Origin of the sequence: Vulcaniibacterium tengchongense (genome assembly GCF_003814555.1) — a bacterium.
In the GTDB taxonomy this organism is placed as follows: Bacteria; Pseudomonadota; Gammaproteobacteria; order Xanthomonadales; family Xanthomonadaceae; genus Vulcaniibacterium; species Vulcaniibacterium tengchongense.
In genome coordinates this window covers 819,279-833,951 of record NZ_RKQN01000001.1, presented here as the reverse complement: position 1 = coordinate 833,951, position 14,673 = coordinate 819,279, and the positions used below count along the sequence as shown (strand labels likewise).

The 14,673-nt window shown below is 71.1% G+C and carries 16 protein-coding genes and 1 pseudogene; 12 read left to right on the top strand and 5 right to left on the bottom strand.

Translation table 11 applies throughout. The annotated features are described in order from the left end of the window. Positions 1-20 precede the first annotated feature (20 nt). The 5 genes from rplI to EDC50_RS03765 all read right to left on the bottom strand — a co-directional run bounded on the left by rplI (position 21) and on the right by EDC50_RS03765 (position 4,018). Positions 21-476: a 50S ribosomal protein L9 gene (gene rplI / locus EDC50_RS03785; RefSeq protein WP_123769112.1), complete on the bottom strand. Its 456-nt coding sequence runs from the start codon at positions 474-476 to the stop codon at positions 21-23. A 154-nt stretch (positions 477-630) separates the two neighbouring features. Continuing rightward, positions 631-861, bottom strand: coding sequence for a 30S ribosomal protein S18 (gene rpsR / locus EDC50_RS03780; protein ID WP_123769111.1), 231 nt, complete (start codon positions 859-861; stop codon positions 631-633). A 25-nt stretch (positions 862-886) separates the two neighbouring features. Next, positions 887-1,312, bottom strand: a complete 426-nt coding sequence (gene rpsF / locus EDC50_RS03775; RefSeq protein ID WP_123769110.1) for a 30S ribosomal protein S6 — start codon at positions 1,310-1,312, stop codon at positions 887-889. A 334-nt stretch (positions 1,313-1,646) separates the two neighbouring features. Next, on the bottom strand, positions 1,647-3,464 hold the full coding sequence (locus EDC50_RS03770; protein ID WP_123769109.1) for a DUF885 domain-containing protein: 1,818 nt from the start codon (positions 3,462-3,464) through the stop codon (positions 1,647-1,649). Between the two features lie 215 nt (positions 3,465-3,679). After that, a complete protein-coding gene (locus EDC50_RS03765) occupies positions 3,680-4,018 on the bottom strand; it encodes a HesB/IscA family protein (RefSeq protein ID WP_123769108.1) in 339 nt (112 codons plus the stop codon). Between the two features lie 104 nt (positions 4,019-4,122). On the opposite strand from EDC50_RS03765, the gene asnS reads away from it, so the two are divergent. From asnS to EDC50_RS03710, 12 genes and pseudogenes are all read left to right on the top strand, one after another. After that, positions 4,123-5,523, top strand: coding sequence for an asparagine--tRNA ligase (gene asnS / locus EDC50_RS03760; RefSeq protein WP_123769107.1), 1,401 nt, complete (start codon positions 4,123-4,125; stop codon positions 5,521-5,523). A gap of 449 nt (positions 5,524-5,972) precedes the next feature. Next, complete coding sequence (locus EDC50_RS03755; protein WP_123769106.1) at positions 5,973-6,278, top strand: hypothetical protein; 306 nt, start codon at positions 5,973-5,975, stop codon at positions 6,276-6,278. Next, complete coding sequence (locus tag EDC50_RS03750; protein WP_123769105.1) at positions 6,275-6,601, top strand: hypothetical protein; 327 nt, start codon at positions 6,275-6,277, stop codon at positions 6,599-6,601. The genes EDC50_RS03755 and EDC50_RS03750 overlap by 4 nt, the downstream gene beginning before the upstream one ends. Position 6,602: 1 nt before the next feature. Beyond that, positions 6,603-7,235: an FMN-binding negative transcriptional regulator gene (locus EDC50_RS03745; protein ID WP_123769104.1), complete on the top strand. Its 633-nt coding sequence runs from the start codon at positions 6,603-6,605 to the stop codon at positions 7,233-7,235. A gap of 2 nt (positions 7,236-7,237) precedes the next feature. Further along, on the top strand, positions 7,238-8,023 hold the full coding sequence (locus EDC50_RS03740) for an SDR family oxidoreductase (protein ID WP_123769103.1): 786 nt from the start codon (positions 7,238-7,240) through the stop codon (positions 8,021-8,023). A gap of 366 nt (positions 8,024-8,389) precedes the next feature. After that, complete coding sequence (locus tag EDC50_RS03735) at positions 8,390-9,814, top strand: aldehyde dehydrogenase (RefSeq protein WP_123769102.1); 1,425 nt, start codon at positions 8,390-8,392, stop codon at positions 9,812-9,814. Between the two features lie 16 nt (positions 9,815-9,830). Next, entirely contained in the window at positions 9,831-10,496 is a 666-nt protein-coding gene (gene can / locus EDC50_RS03730) for a carbonate dehydratase (RefSeq protein ID WP_123769101.1), read from the top strand. Beyond that, the gene (locus EDC50_RS03725; RefSeq protein ID WP_123769100.1) at positions 10,493-10,939 is read left to right on the top strand and encodes a RidA family protein; all 447 of its coding nucleotides are present in this window, start codon (positions 10,493-10,495) and stop codon (positions 10,937-10,939) included. The genes can and EDC50_RS03725 overlap by 4 nt, the downstream gene beginning before the upstream one ends. Positions 10,940-11,014: 75 nt before the next feature. Then, on the top strand, positions 11,015-11,545 hold the full coding sequence (locus EDC50_RS03720) for a 3-hydroxyanthranilate 3,4-dioxygenase (RefSeq protein WP_123769099.1): 531 nt from the start codon (positions 11,015-11,017) through the stop codon (positions 11,543-11,545). Positions 11,546-11,788: 243 nt separating this feature from the next. Beyond that, positions 11,789-12,931 (top strand): annotated as a pseudogene (locus EDC50_RS03715) (PAS domain S-box protein); the annotation flags it as partial. Positions 12,932-12,964: 33 nt separating this feature from the next. After that, a complete protein-coding gene (locus tag EDC50_RS16605; RefSeq protein WP_342352324.1) occupies positions 12,965-13,321 on the top strand; it encodes a response regulator in 357 nt (118 codons plus the stop codon). A gap of 167 nt (positions 13,322-13,488) precedes the next feature. Beyond that, positions 13,489-14,499 (top strand): amidohydrolase family protein, encoded by a 1,011-nt coding sequence (locus EDC50_RS03710; RefSeq protein WP_123769097.1) that lies wholly within the window; start codon positions 13,489-13,491, stop codon positions 14,497-14,499. The last annotated feature ends 174 nt before the right edge of the window (positions 14,500-14,673 follow it).

Genomic DNA, 14,673 nt, shown 5'->3' with positions numbered 1-14,673 from the left:
TCCGTTCTACGGCGGAAGCGTCAGACGGTCTCGGCGACCACCACGACCTTGACGGTGACTTCCACGTCGGCGTGCAGGTGGAGGGTCACGTCGTGCTCGCCGGCGCGGCGCAGCGGGCCTTCGCCCAGCACCACTTCCGACTTCTCGACCTTCTGCCCGGACTGCTGGGTCAGCGCCTCGGCGATGTCGCGCGGGGTGATCGAGCCGTACAGCTTGCCTTCGGTGGAGGCGTTGGCGCCGATGGTCACGGTGAAGCCGTCGAGCGCGGCCTTGCGCGCCTCGGCGGCGTCCAGCGCGGCCTTGGCCTTGGCCTCGTACTCGGCGCGGCGCGCCTCGAACTCGGCGAGGTTGGCCTCGGTCGCCGGCACGGCCTTGCCGTACGGGACCAGGTAGTTGCGGCCGTAGCCCGGCTTGACGTTGACCTTGTCGCCGAGCTTGCCGAGGTTCTGCACGTTCTGCAGCAGGATGACTTGCATGGAATTGCTCCTTCGTTAGCGACGCGGCGCGCCGCAGCGGTAGCTGTCCGAAGACGGAGAGGGCGAGGAACGAGGAGCCGGCGAAGAGGAACGAGCGGAAGCCCGTGCCCGTTCCGGGGTCCCCATGCGGCGGCGGGGCCGCCGCACGCCTCGCTTACGCGTTGTGGTTGTCGGTGTACGGGATCAGGGCCAGGTAGCGCGCGCGCTTGACCGCGGTCGCCAGCTGGCGCTGGTACTTCGACTTGGTGCCGGTCACGCGGCTCGGCACGATCTTGCCGGTCTCGGTGAGGTACTGGCGCAGGGTGTTGAGATCCTTGTAGTCGATCTCCTTGACGCCCTCGGCGGTGAACTTGCAGAACTTGCGGCGGCGGAAAAACTTGGACATGGGTGCGCGTTCCTAGAAAGCGTGATCAGGCGGCTTCGGCGTTGTCGTCGGCGGCGTTGTCGTCGCTGGGGGCCTCGGCCTCCTCGTCGCGGCGGCGGCGCTCGCTGCGCTCGGGCTTGTCGCTCTTCTCGTCCTTGAACTTCATGATCAGCGACTGCTCGGTCTCCGGACCGTCGCGCTTGATGACCAGGTGGCGCAGCACCGCGTCGTTGAAGCGGAAGTTGTCGACCAGCTCGTTGAGCACGGCCTGGCCGCACTCGATGTTCATCAGCACGTAGTGGGCCTTGACCAGGTTCTCGATCGGATAGGCCAGCTGGCGGCGGCCCCAGTCCTCGAGACGGTGGATCTTGCCCTCGCTGCCCTCGATCGCCGCCTTGTAGCGCTCGATCATGGCCGGCACCTGCTCGCTCTGGTCCGGATGGACCAGGAACACGATTTCGTAATGACGCATTGCGGTTTCCCTTGTGGATGATGGCCCGCCGGCGCGGACCGGATCAGCCCCCCGCGGCCCGGAGCGGGCGACGGTGGAGCAAGGTTTCCACGGGCCGGGGCCCGCGGAAGCTGGAAATTATGGCAGGACAAGGGGTTGCGTGCAATTCGCGCGGCGGGCGCCGCGGCGTCCCCGGCCAGGCGCGCGCCGGCGGCCGCCGGGCCGGGGGCTTCCGCCCCGGGGCCGGGCGGGCGGTCCCGGCCGCACGCGGGCGCCCGCCGCCGTCGGCGTCGTCGCCCCTGCCCCGTCGCGCCGGAGGCGAGCGGCGGCGGCCCCCCGGCGATCCCGGGCGGCCTCAGCCGCGGGCCGGCCCGGCCCGGTTGCCGCGCTTGCCCTCGATCCAGGCGTCGATGTGCTTCTCCAGCGCCTGCAGCGGCACCGAGCCGGTCTCCAGCACCGCGTCGTTGAATTCGCGCAGGTCGAAGCGGTCGCCGAGCTCGCGATGGGCCTTCTCGCGCAGCTCGGAGATCTTCAGCTGGCCGATCTTGTAGGCCAGCGCCTGGCCGGGCCAGCCGATGTAGCGGTCGATCTCGTTGACCACGTCCTGGCGGGTCTTGGGCGAGTTGTCCATGAAGAACTCGATCGCCCGGTCGCGGCTCCAGCCCTTGCTGTGCATGCCGGTGTCGACCACCAGCCGCACCGCCCGCCACATGTCGTAGGCCAGCTGGCCCATGCGGTCGTAGGGGTCGTCGTACAGGCCCATGTCGTAGCCCAGGCGTTCGGCATACAGGCCCCAGCCCTCGCCGTAGGCGACGAAGTAGCCGACCCGGCGGAACATCGGCACGTCCGGCAATTCCATGCCGCGGGCGAACTGGAAGTGGTGGCCCGGCACGGCCTCGTGCAGGCTCAGCGCCATCATCTCCCACTTCGGCCGGACCTCGGGCTTGTACAGGTTGACGTAGTAGTAGCCGGCGCGGCTGCCGTCGACGGCGCCGGGCTGGTAGTACGCGGTGGTGGTGTCCGGCGCGATGTTGTCCGGGATCGGCCGCACCCCGTACGGCAGGCGCGGGATGGTCTTGAACACCTTGACCAGCTCCGGGTCGATCCGCTTGGACAGCGCCCGGTAGGCGGTGAGCAACTCTTCCGGCGTCTTGTAGAAGAATTTCGGGTCGGTGCGCAGATGCTCGAAGAACTGCTGCAGCGTGCCCCGGAAGCCGACCTCGGCCTTGACCTTCTCCATCTCGGCGCGGATCCGCGCCACTTCCTTCAGGCCGATCTGGTGGATCTCGTCCGCGCTGAGGTCGGTGGTGGTGAAGTAGCGGGCGACGAAGTCGTAGTAGGCCTTGCCGTCGGGCAGGTCGGCCGCGGCGATCGATTCGCGGGTCCTGGGCAGGTAGTCGTCGGCGAAGAACGCCGCGAACCGGCGGTAGGCCGGCACGATCCGCTCGCGGATCACCTGCTGCGCCTCGGCCTGCAGCGCGGCGCGCTCGGCCGGCGGGACCGCGTCCGGGAACTTGGCGAAAGGCTTGTAGAACGGGCTCTTGGCCGGATCGTCGACCAGCTGCGCCTGGAGCTGCCCGGTCACGCGCTGCATCAGCACCCGCGGCGGGGTGTTGCCGGTGGCCGCGCCCTCGCGCAGCAACGCGGTGGTCTGCTCGATCAGGGTGGGCAGCGCCCGCATCCGCGCCAGCCAGTCGCGATAGTCCTTGGCCGTCGCGAACGGCAGCACCTCGGTGATCTCCTCGGCGTTCTGGATGCCGCCGCGCTGGCTGACCGGCCGCAGGTATTCGCGGAACTTCTGCCGCTCGACCGCCTTCTCCAGGTCCCAGGCGAACACGTCGTAGTGCAGCTTGTCGCTTTCGGACAGGACACTGCGGTCGATCGCGCGCAAGCGCTGCAGCGCCTTGCGGTCGCCCTCCATGCGCGCCTGGATCGCGGCCGGGCTCAGGTCGCTCCAGCGGTCGTTGTAGCGCTTGTCGCCGCGCCAACTCGCCTCCTCGGGGTTTTCGCGCATGCTGCGCTCCCACTCTTCCTCGAACAGGCGGTGGAGCGCTTCCGTGGCGGCGTTGCGGGCGGGCGTCTCGGCGGCGCGCGCGTCTTGGGCGGCGGCCGACGGCAGCGGCGCGGCGAGGCAGGCGGCTATCGCCGCGGCGAGCAATACGGGACGGAACATGCGAGCGACTCCCCTCGGGCAGAAGGCCCGAGTCTAGCCGCGGTGCGGGGCGATGGCCGTATGGCGGAAGTTGGCCGGCGGCTCGGCCGGCCTGTCGTCGGGCAGAGGCACCGGATCGCGGAAGGTGCGGTTATGCCGCCCGGCCCGGGCCGGACCCCGATCGGCGCCGCGCCGGCGCCTCGCGGGCTGTCGCCGCGGCGAGGGAAAACGAAACCTCAGGCCGCGTCGGCGTCGGTGGTGAAGCTCTCGCCGCAGCCGCACTCGGCGGTGACGTTGGGGTTGCGGAACAGGAACTGCTCGCCCAGGCGCTGCTTGACCAGGTCGATCACGGTGCCGTCCACCAGCGGCAGGCTGAGCGCGTCGACGTAGATGCGCACGCCCTCCTGCTCGAACACGGTGTCGTCCGCGCGCTGCTCGCGCGCCAGGTCCGCCTTGTACTGCCAGCCCGAGCAGCCGGTGCGGGTCACGCCGAAGCGCAGGCCGAGGGCGCCGGGGGTCTCGTCCATGTAACGGCGGACGCGCTCGAGGGCGGCGGGAGCGAGGGTGACGGCCATGCGGGACTCCGGATGCTGCTGCGGCGAATTATAGCGACGGGGTGCGGGGGCTTAGGTAAACTCGTCGGTTCCCATATCGGTCCGAACGGCAAGGAATTCAAGGCATGACGGTGGTCAGCGTCGAACAGGCGCTCGCGGGCAAGATCCCGGCGGGCGGCGAAGTCACGGTCCGCGGCTGGGTGCGCACCCGGCGCGATTCCAAGGCCGGGCTGAGCTTCGTCAACGTCGGCGACGGCTCCTGCTTCGCGCCGATCCAGGTGGTCGCGCCGGCGACCCTGCCGAACTACGAGTCGGAAGTGAAGCGTCTCACCACCGGCTGCGCGGTGATCGCCACCGGCACCCTGGTGCCCTCCCAGGGCCAGGGCCAGGCGTTCGAGATCCAGGCCGAGAAGCTCGCGGTCGTCGGGTGGGTCGACGACCCGGAAACCTACCCGATCCAGCCCAAGCCGCACACCCTGGAGTTCCTGCGCGAGGTCGCCCACCTGCGCCCGCGCACCAACCTGTTCGGCGCGGTCACCCGCATCCGCGACTGCCTGGCCAAGGCGGTGCACCGCTACTTCCACGAGAACGGCTTCTACTGGATCAGCACGCCGATCATCACCACCTCCGACGCCGAGGGCGCCGGGCAGATGTTCCGGGTCTCCACGCTCGACCTGGCCAACCTGCCGCGCACCGCCGAGGGCGGGATCGACTTCGCGCGCGACTTCTTCGGCAAGGAGACCTTCCTCACCGTGTCCGGCCAGCTCAACGTCGAGGCCTACGCCCTGGCGCTGAGCAAGGTCTACACCTTCGGCCCGACCTTCCGGGCCGAGAACAGTCACACCACCCGCCACCTGGCCGAGTTCTGGATGGTGGAGCCGGAGATCGCCTTCGCCGACCTGGCCGAGGACGCGCGGGTGGCCGAGGACTTCCTCAAGTACCTGTTCCGCGCGGTGCTGGCCGAGCGCGCCGACGACATGGCCTTCATCGCCCAGCGCGTGCAGAAGGACGCGATCAGCCGGCTGGAGGCGTTCGTCAACGCGCCGTTCGAGCGGATCGAGTACACCGACGCGATCGCCCTGCTGCAGCGCGCGAACAGGAAGTTCGAGTTCCCGGTCGAATGGGGCCTGGACCTGCAGACCGAGCACGAGCGCTGGCTGACCGAAGAGCACGTCGGCCGTCCGGTGGTGGTGACCAACTACCCCGAGCACATCAAGGCCTTCTACATGCGCCTGAACGACGACGGCAAGACCGTCGCCGCGATGGACGTGCTGGCGCCGGGGATCGGCGAGATCATCGGCGGCAGCCAGCGCGAGGAGCGGCTGGACCTGCTCGACGCGCGCATGGCCCAGTTCGGCCTGGACGCGGCGCAGTACCAGTGGTACCGCGACTTCCGCCGCTACGGCACCGTGCCGCACGCCGGCTTCGGCCTGGGCTTCGAGCGCCTGGTGGTCTACGTCTGCGGCCTCAGCAACATCCGCGACGCGATCCCCTACCCGCGCGCGCCGGGCAGCGCGGAGTTCTGACCTACGAGGACGATGCCTGCGTTCGCGGAGGCATCGCGATCCAGGGGACTACTCGTCGACGCACCTGCCATCGACCCACCGGCAAGCGGAATTCAGCCGGCAACTCTGCTGATCCCGGATCAGGGAGCATACGACGGACCTGGGCCGGGACCGGCCCGCGAACTGCGGATCGGCCGGTTCGGCCGATCTCGAAGCTTGGTGGGGGATACTCTCGCCTTGCGCTCCGGGCTTGGCAGCCCCGTGAGCGCCTGAAGCGAGCAGGACCAATGCCGCGAACGAAACCCGCAATGGCCGATTCATGACGCCTCCTTGTGCCATCGTGCACGTGGCGCCTCGGACCGTATCTCGCCCCGCTAGCGGAAGTCAAAACGCGACGCAGCGGCACGTCCGCCGGGACGGGGCCACGCTGTTAGACTGTGCCGGGCCGTGACGAAGCGAATACACGCACCATGATCCTGTTCTTCGCCCTGTGCTTCGTCGGTGTCGCGATCGCCGGCTTCTGCGCGTTCCTGATCTTCTGGCCGCTGTCGCTGGTGCATATCCGCGACCGCCAGCCTGCGCTGCAGACGCGGCTCGGGCCCGGCGCGTTCGCCCGGCCGGCGGCCTGGGCGTGGCTGCTGCGCGGCGGCTACCGCGCGGCCGGCGACCGCAACCTCGACGGGCTGGCCACGCCCGCCCGGGTCGCGCTCTGGACGACGATCGGCGGGCTCGGCTGCGCCGGCCTGCTGACCCTGTTTGCGATGGTGACCTCATGAGCGACAACCCCGGCGGCGAGGGCCGCACCCGCGACGAATGGTGGCTGGCCACGATCGGCCGCACCGTGATCTGGGCGCGCCTGCGCCTGCGCGAGGCCGGCACCGCCGAGGTCTTCGACAGCGACGGCAACACCCTGCCCTACGACAGCGAGGACAGCGCGCGCGCCGCGCTGATGGATGCCGAATTCGTGGCCCTGGACGGGCTCGACGAGGACGACGCGCAGGCGCGCGGCTTCGCCCTTGGGGAACTGGTGCCGCCGCAGGGCGACGATCCCGAGCGGCTGCGCGGCCAGATGGTGCAGAAACTGCCGACGCGGCACTGACATGTACCTGCCGCGCGCCTTCGCCGAGAACGATCTCGCCGCGCTGGACGCGCTGGCCGCGCGCGACAGCTTCGTCACCCTGGTTACCGTGCGCGACGGCGCGCCGTGCGTCAGCCACCTGCCGGTGCTCTACCGCCGCGAGGGCGGCCAGGTGGCGTTGCACGGCCACTGGGCGCGGCCGAACCCGCAGGCCCTGCACGCCGGGCCGGCGCTGGCGATCTTCCACGGCCCGCACGCCTACGTCTCGCCCGGCTGGTATCCGGACAAGGAGGCCGCCGCGCGCGTGCCGACCTGGAACTACGCGGTCGCGCACCTGCACGGCACGCTGCGGACCTTCGACGACGAAGCGGCGCTCGCCGAATTGGTGGACGCGCTGAGCCGACGCTTCGAGCCCGAAGCCGGCGGCGACTGGCGATTCGAGCCCGAACGCGACGACCACCGCCGCCAGCTGCGCGGCATCGTCGGCTTCCGCTTCGTCGCCGAACGCATCGAATTGAAGTTCAAGCTGAGCCAGAACCACCCGCACGCCAACCGGAGGGCGGTGGCCGAGCGGCTCGCCGGGCAGGCGCGCGAGGACGGCCGCGAAGTCGCCCGGCTGATGTCCGCGCGCCTGGCTCCCGACGCAGGAGACTGATCGTGGACCTCGACCTTTCCGGCAAGCATGCCCTGGTCTGCGGCGCCAGCCAGGGGATCGGCCTGGCCACCGCGCGCGCGCTGGCCTCCCTGGGCGCCAGCGTGACCCTGCTGGCGCGGCGCGAGGAGCGCCTGCGCGAACTGGCCGGCGAGTTGCCGGTGCGATCGGGCCAGGCGCACGGCTGGATCGCCGCCGACGCGGGCGACACCGGGGCGCTGCGCGGCAAGGTCGAGGCGCTGGCCGGGCAACGCCCGGTCCAGATACTGGTCAACAACAGCGGCGGCCCGCCGCCGGGGCCGGTGTTCGGCGCCGAGGTCGCGGCCTTCGAGGCGGCCTGGCGCCAGCACCTGGTCGCCAACCACGTGCTGGCCGCCGCCGTCGTGCCGGGGATGGAGCGCGCGGGCTACGGCCGCATCGTCAACGTGATCTCGACTTCGGTGAAGGAACCGCTGCAGGGGCTGGGCGTGTCCAACGCCACGCGCTGGGCGGTGGCGGCCTGGGCCAAGACCCTGGCCACCGAGCTTGCGCCCAAGGGCATCACGGTCAACAACGTGCTGCCGGGCTCGACCGAAACGCCGCGGATCGAGCAGATCATCGACAACGCCGCGGCCAAGACCGGCCGCAGCCGCGAGGAGGTGTACGAAAGGATGGTTGCCGAGATCCCGATGCGCCGCTTCGCCCGGCCCGAGGAAACGGCGGCGGCGATCGCGTTCCTGTGCTCGCCGGCGGCCTCGTACATCACCGGGATCAATCTGCCGGTGGACGGCGGCCGCACGCGCTCGCTCTGAAACGCACGCGGATCTCGCTGGAAACACGGTCGCCGCCCGAAGCGGCGCGGCCGAGAAGCGCCGGCGGCTCGAACGCCGAGCCCCGAGCCGCGGCGACCCCGCCGCACCGAACGCAGCGGGAGGGCCGTTTCGGGCTTTTTCGGCCTGTGCCGGCACGCCGCGCCGCGTAGCCGTGGGGGAATGGCTGGCGCGGCCTCCGGCAAGGAGGCCGCCGAAGGCCCGCAAGACGTATTGGCGTGTCGCGCCAGCCCCCCCCTGGCTGCGCTCCGCGCGCGGGTTTCCCGTTGCGTCGGCGTTGCGCCCGCTGGCGCAGCGCGGGCGACCATACGCATCGGAACGGCACGGCCGCGCTGTTAAGCTAGCTCCATGCGTTTTCGCCACTTCATCGCCGGGGAGCCGCGGGAGCCCGCTTCGGGCCGCTGGCGCGAAGTCTTCGATCCGGCGCAGGGCAAGCCCTACGCCGAGGTGGCCGATGGCGATGCCGGCGATGTGGAGGCGGCGATCGCCGCCGCCGAGGCCGCGTTCCCGGCGTGGTCCGCGCTGCCCAACGGCGAACGGGCGCGCTGGCTGGAGAAGCTCGCCGACGCGCTGGAGGCGCGCCTGGACGACTTCGCCCATGCCGAATCGCGCGACGGCGGCAAGCCGATCAGGCTCGCGCGGGAGGTCGAGATCCCGCGCGCGGTCAGCAACCTGCGCTTCTTCGCCCACGCCGCGACCCAGTTCGCCAGCGAGTCCCACCACGGCCAGGCCGGGCTCAACTACACCCTGCGCCAGCCGCTCGGCACGGTGGCGACGATCTCGCCCTGGAACCTGCCGCTGTACCTGCTCACCTGGAAGATCGCCCCCGCGCTGGCCGCCGGCAACGCGGTCGTGGCCAAGCCGTCGGAGGTGACGCCGGCGACCGCGGCCATGTTCGGCGAACTGGCCGCGGAGATCGGCTTTCCCCGGGGCGCGCTCAACATCGTCCATGGGCCCGGCGCCGCCGTGGGCGAACCGCTGGTCGCCGATCCGCGGGTCAAGGCGGTCTCGTTCACCGGCAGCACCGCGGTCGGCCGCCGCATCGCGGGCCTCGCCGGGCCGCTGTTGAAGAAGGTCTCGCTGGAGCTGGGCGGCAAGAACCCCACCCTGGTGTTCGCCGACAGCCGCTGGCGCGACCATCTCGACCTGCTGGTGCGCTCGGCTTTCCAGAACAGCGGGCAGATCTGCCTGTGCGGCTCGCGCATGCTGGTGGAGCGGCGCATCTACGCCGAATTCCGCGACGCGCTGGTCGAGCGCGCGCTGGCGCTGCGCGTCGGCGACCCGATGGACACCGACGCGCAGCTCGGGCCGCTGGTCTCGCAGGCGCACTTCGACAAGGTGACCGCGGCGCTGGAGCGCGCCCGCGCCGAGGGCGGGCGCATCCTGTGCGGCGGCAGCGCGTTGGCGCGGCCGGGCTGGTTCGTCGCGCCGACGGTGATCGAAGGCCTCGGCCCGGACTGCGCGACCAACCGCGACGAGATCTTCGGCCCCGTGGTCACGCTGCAGCCGTTCGACGACGACGACCAGGCGCTTGCGTTGGCCAACGCCTGCGATTACGGCCTGGTCGCCTCGCTGTGGACGCGCGACCTCGACCGCGCCCATCGCCTCGCCGCGCGCCTGCGCGTGGGCATGGTCTGGGTCAACACCTGGCTGCAACGCGACCTGCGCACGCCGTTCGGCGGCACCGGCGCGTCCGGCCTGGGCCGCGAGGGCGGCGTCGAGGCCATGCGCTTCTTCACCGAGGCCAAGAACGTCGGCCTGCATCTGCAATGAGAGACCCCGAGCCCGCATGAGTTCCCTTTCCGAATTGCTGCAAAAGAACCGCGAGTGGTCCGAGCGCGTGCAGCGCGAGGACCCCGGCTTCTTCCGCCGGCTGTCGCTGCAGCAGGCGCCCGAGTACCTGTGGATCGGCTGCTCCGATTCGCGCGTGCCCGCCAACCAGATCATCGACATGGCGCCGGGCGAGGTGTTCGTCCACCGCAACGTCGCCAACGTGGTGGTGCATACCGACCTGAACTGCCTGTCGGTGATCCAGTTCGCGGTGGACGTGCTCAAGGTCAAGCACATCCTGGTGGTCGGCCACTACGGCTGCGGCGGCGTGCACGCGGCGCTGCACGGCACCCGCGTCGGCCTGGCCGACAACTGGCTGCGCCACGTCGCCGACGTGGCCGACAAGCACGACGGCTGCCTGCACCACGCCCACGAGAGCGAACGCCACGACCGCCTATGCGAGCTCAACGTGATCGAGCAGGTGCAGAACGTCTGCATGAGCACAATCGTCCGCGACGCCTGGGCGCGCGGGCAGGCGCTGTCGGTGCACGGCTGGGTCTACAGCCTGCGCAACGGCCTGGTGCACGACCTGGGCATCGACGTGGACGCCTACGACAAGCTCGCCGAGCGCTACGCCGCCGCGGTGGCGCGGGTCGAGGCCAGCGGCGGGGACTCGCCGCGGTGAGCGCGATCCGCACCGACGCGGCGCCGCGCCCGGTCGGGGCGTACCCGCACGCGCGCCGGGTCGGCGACCTGCTGTTCCTGTCCGGCATCGGCCCGCGCGACCCGCGCGACGACGCCATTCCCGGCAACGAGTACCACGCCGACGGCCGGCTCAAGCGCTACGACATCGCCGCGCAGACCCGCGCGGTGTTCGCCAACGTGCGCGCGGTGCTGGAAGCCAGCGGCGCGCGCTGGGAGGATCTGGTCGACGTCACCGTCTACCTGACCGACATGGCGCGCGACTTCACGGCCTACAACGCGATCTGGGCCGAGCACTTCCCCGATCCCGCGACCGCGCCGTGCCGGACCACGCTGGGCATCGCCGCGCTGCCGACGCCGATCGCGATCGAGCTCAAATGCGTGGCCCGCGTCCAGCCCCCTCTCCCGCTTGCGGGAGAGAGTTAGCGCGGGGGGCCGCGCGCGACCCGCTCGCCCTCACCCGGCCCTCTCCCGCGAGCGGGAGAGGGGGAGAAACCGAACATGCTGCCCAATCCGCTCAACCTGCAGGCCTGGATCGAGGAGCATCGCCACCTGCTCAAGCCCCCGGTCGGCAACAAGTGCGTCTACGACGGCGACTTCATCGTGATGGTGGTCGGCGGCCCGAACCGGCGCACCGACTACCACTGGGACGAGGGCCCGGAGTGGTTCTACCAGCTCGAGGGCGAGATGGTGCTGCGCGTGCAGGACGAAGGCGCGGTGCGCGAGATCCCGATCCGGGCCGGCGAGATCTTCCTGCTGCCGCCGCGCGTGCCGCATTCGCCGCAGCGGATGCCGGGCTCGGTGGGCCTGGTGATCGAGCGCCGGCGCCTGCCGCACGAGAAGGACGGGCTGCTGTGGTACTGCGAGCGCTGCAACCACAAGCTCTACGAGGAGTTCTTCCCGCTGCGCGACATCGAGCGCGATTTCCCGCCGGTGTTCGAGCGCTTCTATTCGTCGCGCGAACACCGCACCTGCGGCAACTGCGGACACCTGAACCCCGCGCCGGAAAAGTACGCGGCGCGGGAGGGCTGATCCCGCGGCGACGAGCCGCACGTCGGGCGCGGGCATGAACGGGTTCATGGGCGCGGCAACGCCCGCGCGGGCCGCGGCGGCGCAGGTCTTGCGCCCCCGCCTCCGGCTCGACGCCCGCACGGGTCCGGCCTACCCTTCCCTCGCGCTGTCGCGCCAGCGCGAGGAGCGAAGCCCCAGGCCGTGCATCCACACGTCCTTCACACCGCCATCGCATTCTGGACAGATGCTCCGCCGGAGACCCGCATGACCCTCCTCTCCCCGTCCGCCGCGTCGAACCGCGGCACGGCCGATTCGATTCCCCTGCCCCTGCTCGATCAGACCCGCCAGCTGGAGCTGCTGGTGCAGAGCGTGATCGACTATGCCATCTACATGCTCGACGCCACCGGGCGCATCGTCACCTGGAACACCGGCGGGCAGCGGATCAAGGGCTACGCTCCGGAGGAAGTGCTCGGCCGCCACTTCTCGATGTTCTACACGCCGGAGGACGCGGCCAACGGCGAGCCCGAGCACGCCCTGCTGACCGCCGCCGAAACCGGCCGCTACGAGCGCGAAGGCTGGCGGGTGCGCAAGGACGGCACGCGCTTCTGGGCGCACGTGGTGGTCGACCCGGTCTGGGCGGACGGGCACCTGATCGGCTTCGCCAAGGTCACCCGCGACATCACCGAGCGGCGCCAGGCGCAGCAGGCGCTGGAAGAAGCGCAGCGCGCCTTCATGCAGTCGCAGAAGATGGAGGCGATCGGCCAGCTCACCTACGGCCTGGCGCACGACTTCAACAACCTGCTGACGGTGATCGCCAACAGCCTCGACCGCATCCTCGGCGAGCGCGACATCGAGCGCATCCGCCGCTCCGCCGAGGCCGCGCAGCGCGCCGCCGACCGCGGCGCGCTGCTGACCCGGCAACTGCTCGCGTTCTCGCGCGGGCAGTGGCTCAAGCCCAAGGCGCACGACATCAACGCGCTGATCCAGGCGACCGAGGCGGTGCTGCGCCGCGCCTGCGACGAGACCATCGAGGTCGAATTCGCGCTCGGCCGGGATCTGCCGCAGGTCTCGATCGACGCGCCGCAATTCGAGGCGGCGCTGCTCAACCTGGTCATCAACGCGCGCGACGCGATGCCGGACGGCGGCCGGCTGCGGATCGAGACCCGGTGCGATTCGCGCGAGGACGGCGAGGAGGTCGTGGTCGCGATCGTCGACACCGGCGTCGGCATGACCCCGGACGTGGCCTCGCGCGCCGCCGAGCCGTTCTTCACCACCAAGGAAATCGGCCAGGGCAGCGGCCTGGGCCTGAGCCAGGTGTACGGCTTCGCCACCCAGTCCGGCGGCAGGATCGACATCCAGAGCGCGCCCGGGCGCGGCACCACGGTCGCCCTGCACCTGCCGGCGTTGCGTTCGGAAACGCGCGCGGCGAAGCAGGCGCGGATGCGGATCCTGATGGTCGACGACGACCTCACCATCCGCGAAGTGGTCGAGGAGTCGCTGCGCGAGGCCGGGTTCGACGTGCTCACCGCCGGCACCGGGGCCGAAGCCGTCGCCCTGCTGCAGCAGCACCGCGACATCGACCTGCTGTTCGCGGACGTGGTGATGCCCGGCGGCATGTCCGGCGTCGCCCTCGCCAAGCAGGCGTTGACGGAGCGCCCGGACCTGCGGATCGTGCTCGCCTCCGGCTATTCGGAGTCCTGGCTGGAAGGCATCCCCGAGGGCTGCCGCTTCGTCGCCAAGCCCTACCGGGTGGCCGACCTGCTCGGGATATTCCGCGAGATGCGCGCGGCGGCGTAGCCCGCCGGCGTGCGTCGGCCGCGCGCCGCGGCCGGCCGCCAGGAACGGGGCCGCGACGCGCCATGCGGCGCGTCCGCGACTGCGCGCGGGTACCCGGCGGCCCATGCGGCCGCGCCGCGCCGGCCGGGTCGTCTAGAATCGGCCCAAACAGGCGCACCCCGGTCCTCGTGCTCAAGATCGACACCCACGCCCACTATCTGCCGCGCGACTGGCCCAACCTCGCGCGCAAGTACGGCGACGACCGCTTCCCGGTGATCCACCACACCGAGGACGGCCGCCACCGCATCTACAAGGACGGCAAGTTCTTCCGCGAGATCTGGTCCAAGACCTGGGACCCGCAGGAACGCATCGACGACTACGCCCGCTTCGGCGTGCAGGTGCAGGTGATCAGCACCGTGCCGGTGATGTTCTGCTACTGGGCCAAGCCGCACCACGCGCTGGAGCTGCACCAGGCGCTCAACGAGCACATGGCCCAGGCCTGCCGCGACTTCCCTCGGCACTACGCCGGCATCGGCACCGTGCCGCTGCAGTCGCCGCGGCTGGCGATCCAGGAACTGGAGCGCTGCATGGACCAGCTCGGCCTGCAGGGCGTGCAGATCGGCAGCCACGTCAACGACTGGAACCTGGACGCGCCGGAGCTGTTCGACTTCTTCCAGGCCGCGGCCGAACTGGGCGCGGCGATCCTGGTCCACCCCTGGGACATGATGGGCGCGGCGTCGATGCCGAAGTACTGGCTGCCGTGGCTGGTGGGGATGCCCGCCGAGCAGGCGCGCGCGGCCTGCTGCCTGATCTTCGGCGGCGTGCTCGAACGCCTGCCCGCGCTCAAGGTGTGCCTGGCCCACGGCGGCGGCGCCTTCCCCTACACCATCGGCCGCATCGAGCACGGCTTCAACATGCGCCCGGATCTGGTCGCCACCGACAACCCGCGCAATCCGCGCGAGTACCTCAGGCAGCTGTACTTCGACTCCTGGGTGGCGGACCCGCGCGCGCTGCGTTACCTGCTCGACACCTGCGGCACCGAGCGGGTGATGCTGGGCACCGACTACCCGTTCCCGCTCGGCGAGCAGGAGCCCGGCGCCGGCATCGCCGCGCTCGGCCTGTCCGAGGCCGAGCAGGCGCGGCTTTACCACGGCACCGCGCTGGAATGGCTCGGATTGCCGAAGGCGCGGTTCGCTTGAGGCGCGCCACGGGGGGGCCGATGCGCACGACGGCGCCTGCCATCAGCCATCCCGCGGTCCCGGCGTCCTTCGCCTGCAGCGGCCGGAGGCAGCCGCCGGCGCGTTGGAGGCGGACGCCGCCGCGGACCGCAACGCCTCGTCCCGCTCCTCCACCATCCGTGCCCGCCCGCGTGA

What these genes read in the sequence shown, in the direction of transcription:
- EDC50_RS03745 (WP_123769104.1), top strand. Translation starts at nt 6,603, where the DNA reads ATGTACCTGCCGCGCGCCTTCGCCGAGAACGATCTCGCCGCGCTGGAC.
- EDC50_RS03755 (WP_123769106.1), top strand. Translation starts at nt 5,973, where the DNA reads ATGATCCTGTTCTTCGCCCTGTGCTTCGTCGGTGTCGCGATCGCCGGC.
- EDC50_RS03770 (WP_123769109.1), bottom strand. Translation starts at nt 3,464, where the DNA reads ATGTTCCGTCCCGTATTGCTCGCCGCGGCGATAGCCGCCTGCCTCGCC.
- EDC50_RS16605 (WP_342352324.1), top strand. Translation starts at nt 12,965, where the DNA reads ATGCGGATCCTGATGGTCGACGACGACCTCACCATCCGCGAAGTGGTC.
- EDC50_RS03765 (WP_123769108.1), bottom strand. Translation starts at nt 4,018, where the DNA reads ATGGCCGTCACCCTCGCTCCCGCCGCCCTCGAGCGCGTCCGCCGTTAC.
- asnS (WP_123769107.1), top strand. Translation starts at nt 4,123, where the DNA reads ATGACGGTGGTCAGCGTCGAACAGGCGCTCGCGGGCAAGATCCCGGCG.
- EDC50_RS03735 (WP_123769102.1), top strand. Translation starts at nt 8,390, where the DNA reads ATGCGTTTTCGCCACTTCATCGCCGGGGAGCCGCGGGAGCCCGCTTCG.
- rpsF (WP_123769110.1), bottom strand. Translation starts at nt 1,312, where the DNA reads ATGCGTCATTACGAAATCGTGTTCCTGGTCCATCCGGACCAGAGCGAG.
- can (WP_123769101.1), top strand. Translation starts at nt 9,831, where the DNA reads ATGAGTTCCCTTTCCGAATTGCTGCAAAAGAACCGCGAGTGGTCCGAG.
- rplI (WP_123769112.1), bottom strand. Translation starts at nt 476, where the DNA reads ATGCAAGTCATCCTGCTGCAGAACGTGCAGAACCTCGGCAAGCTCGGC.
- EDC50_RS03750 (WP_123769105.1), top strand. Translation starts at nt 6,275, where the DNA reads ATGAGCGACAACCCCGGCGGCGAGGGCCGCACCCGCGACGAATGGTGG.
- EDC50_RS03720 (WP_123769099.1), top strand. Translation starts at nt 11,015, where the DNA reads ATGCTGCCCAATCCGCTCAACCTGCAGGCCTGGATCGAGGAGCATCGC.
- rpsR (WP_123769111.1), bottom strand. Translation starts at nt 861, where the DNA reads ATGTCCAAGTTTTTCCGCCGCCGCAAGTTCTGCAAGTTCACCGCCGAG.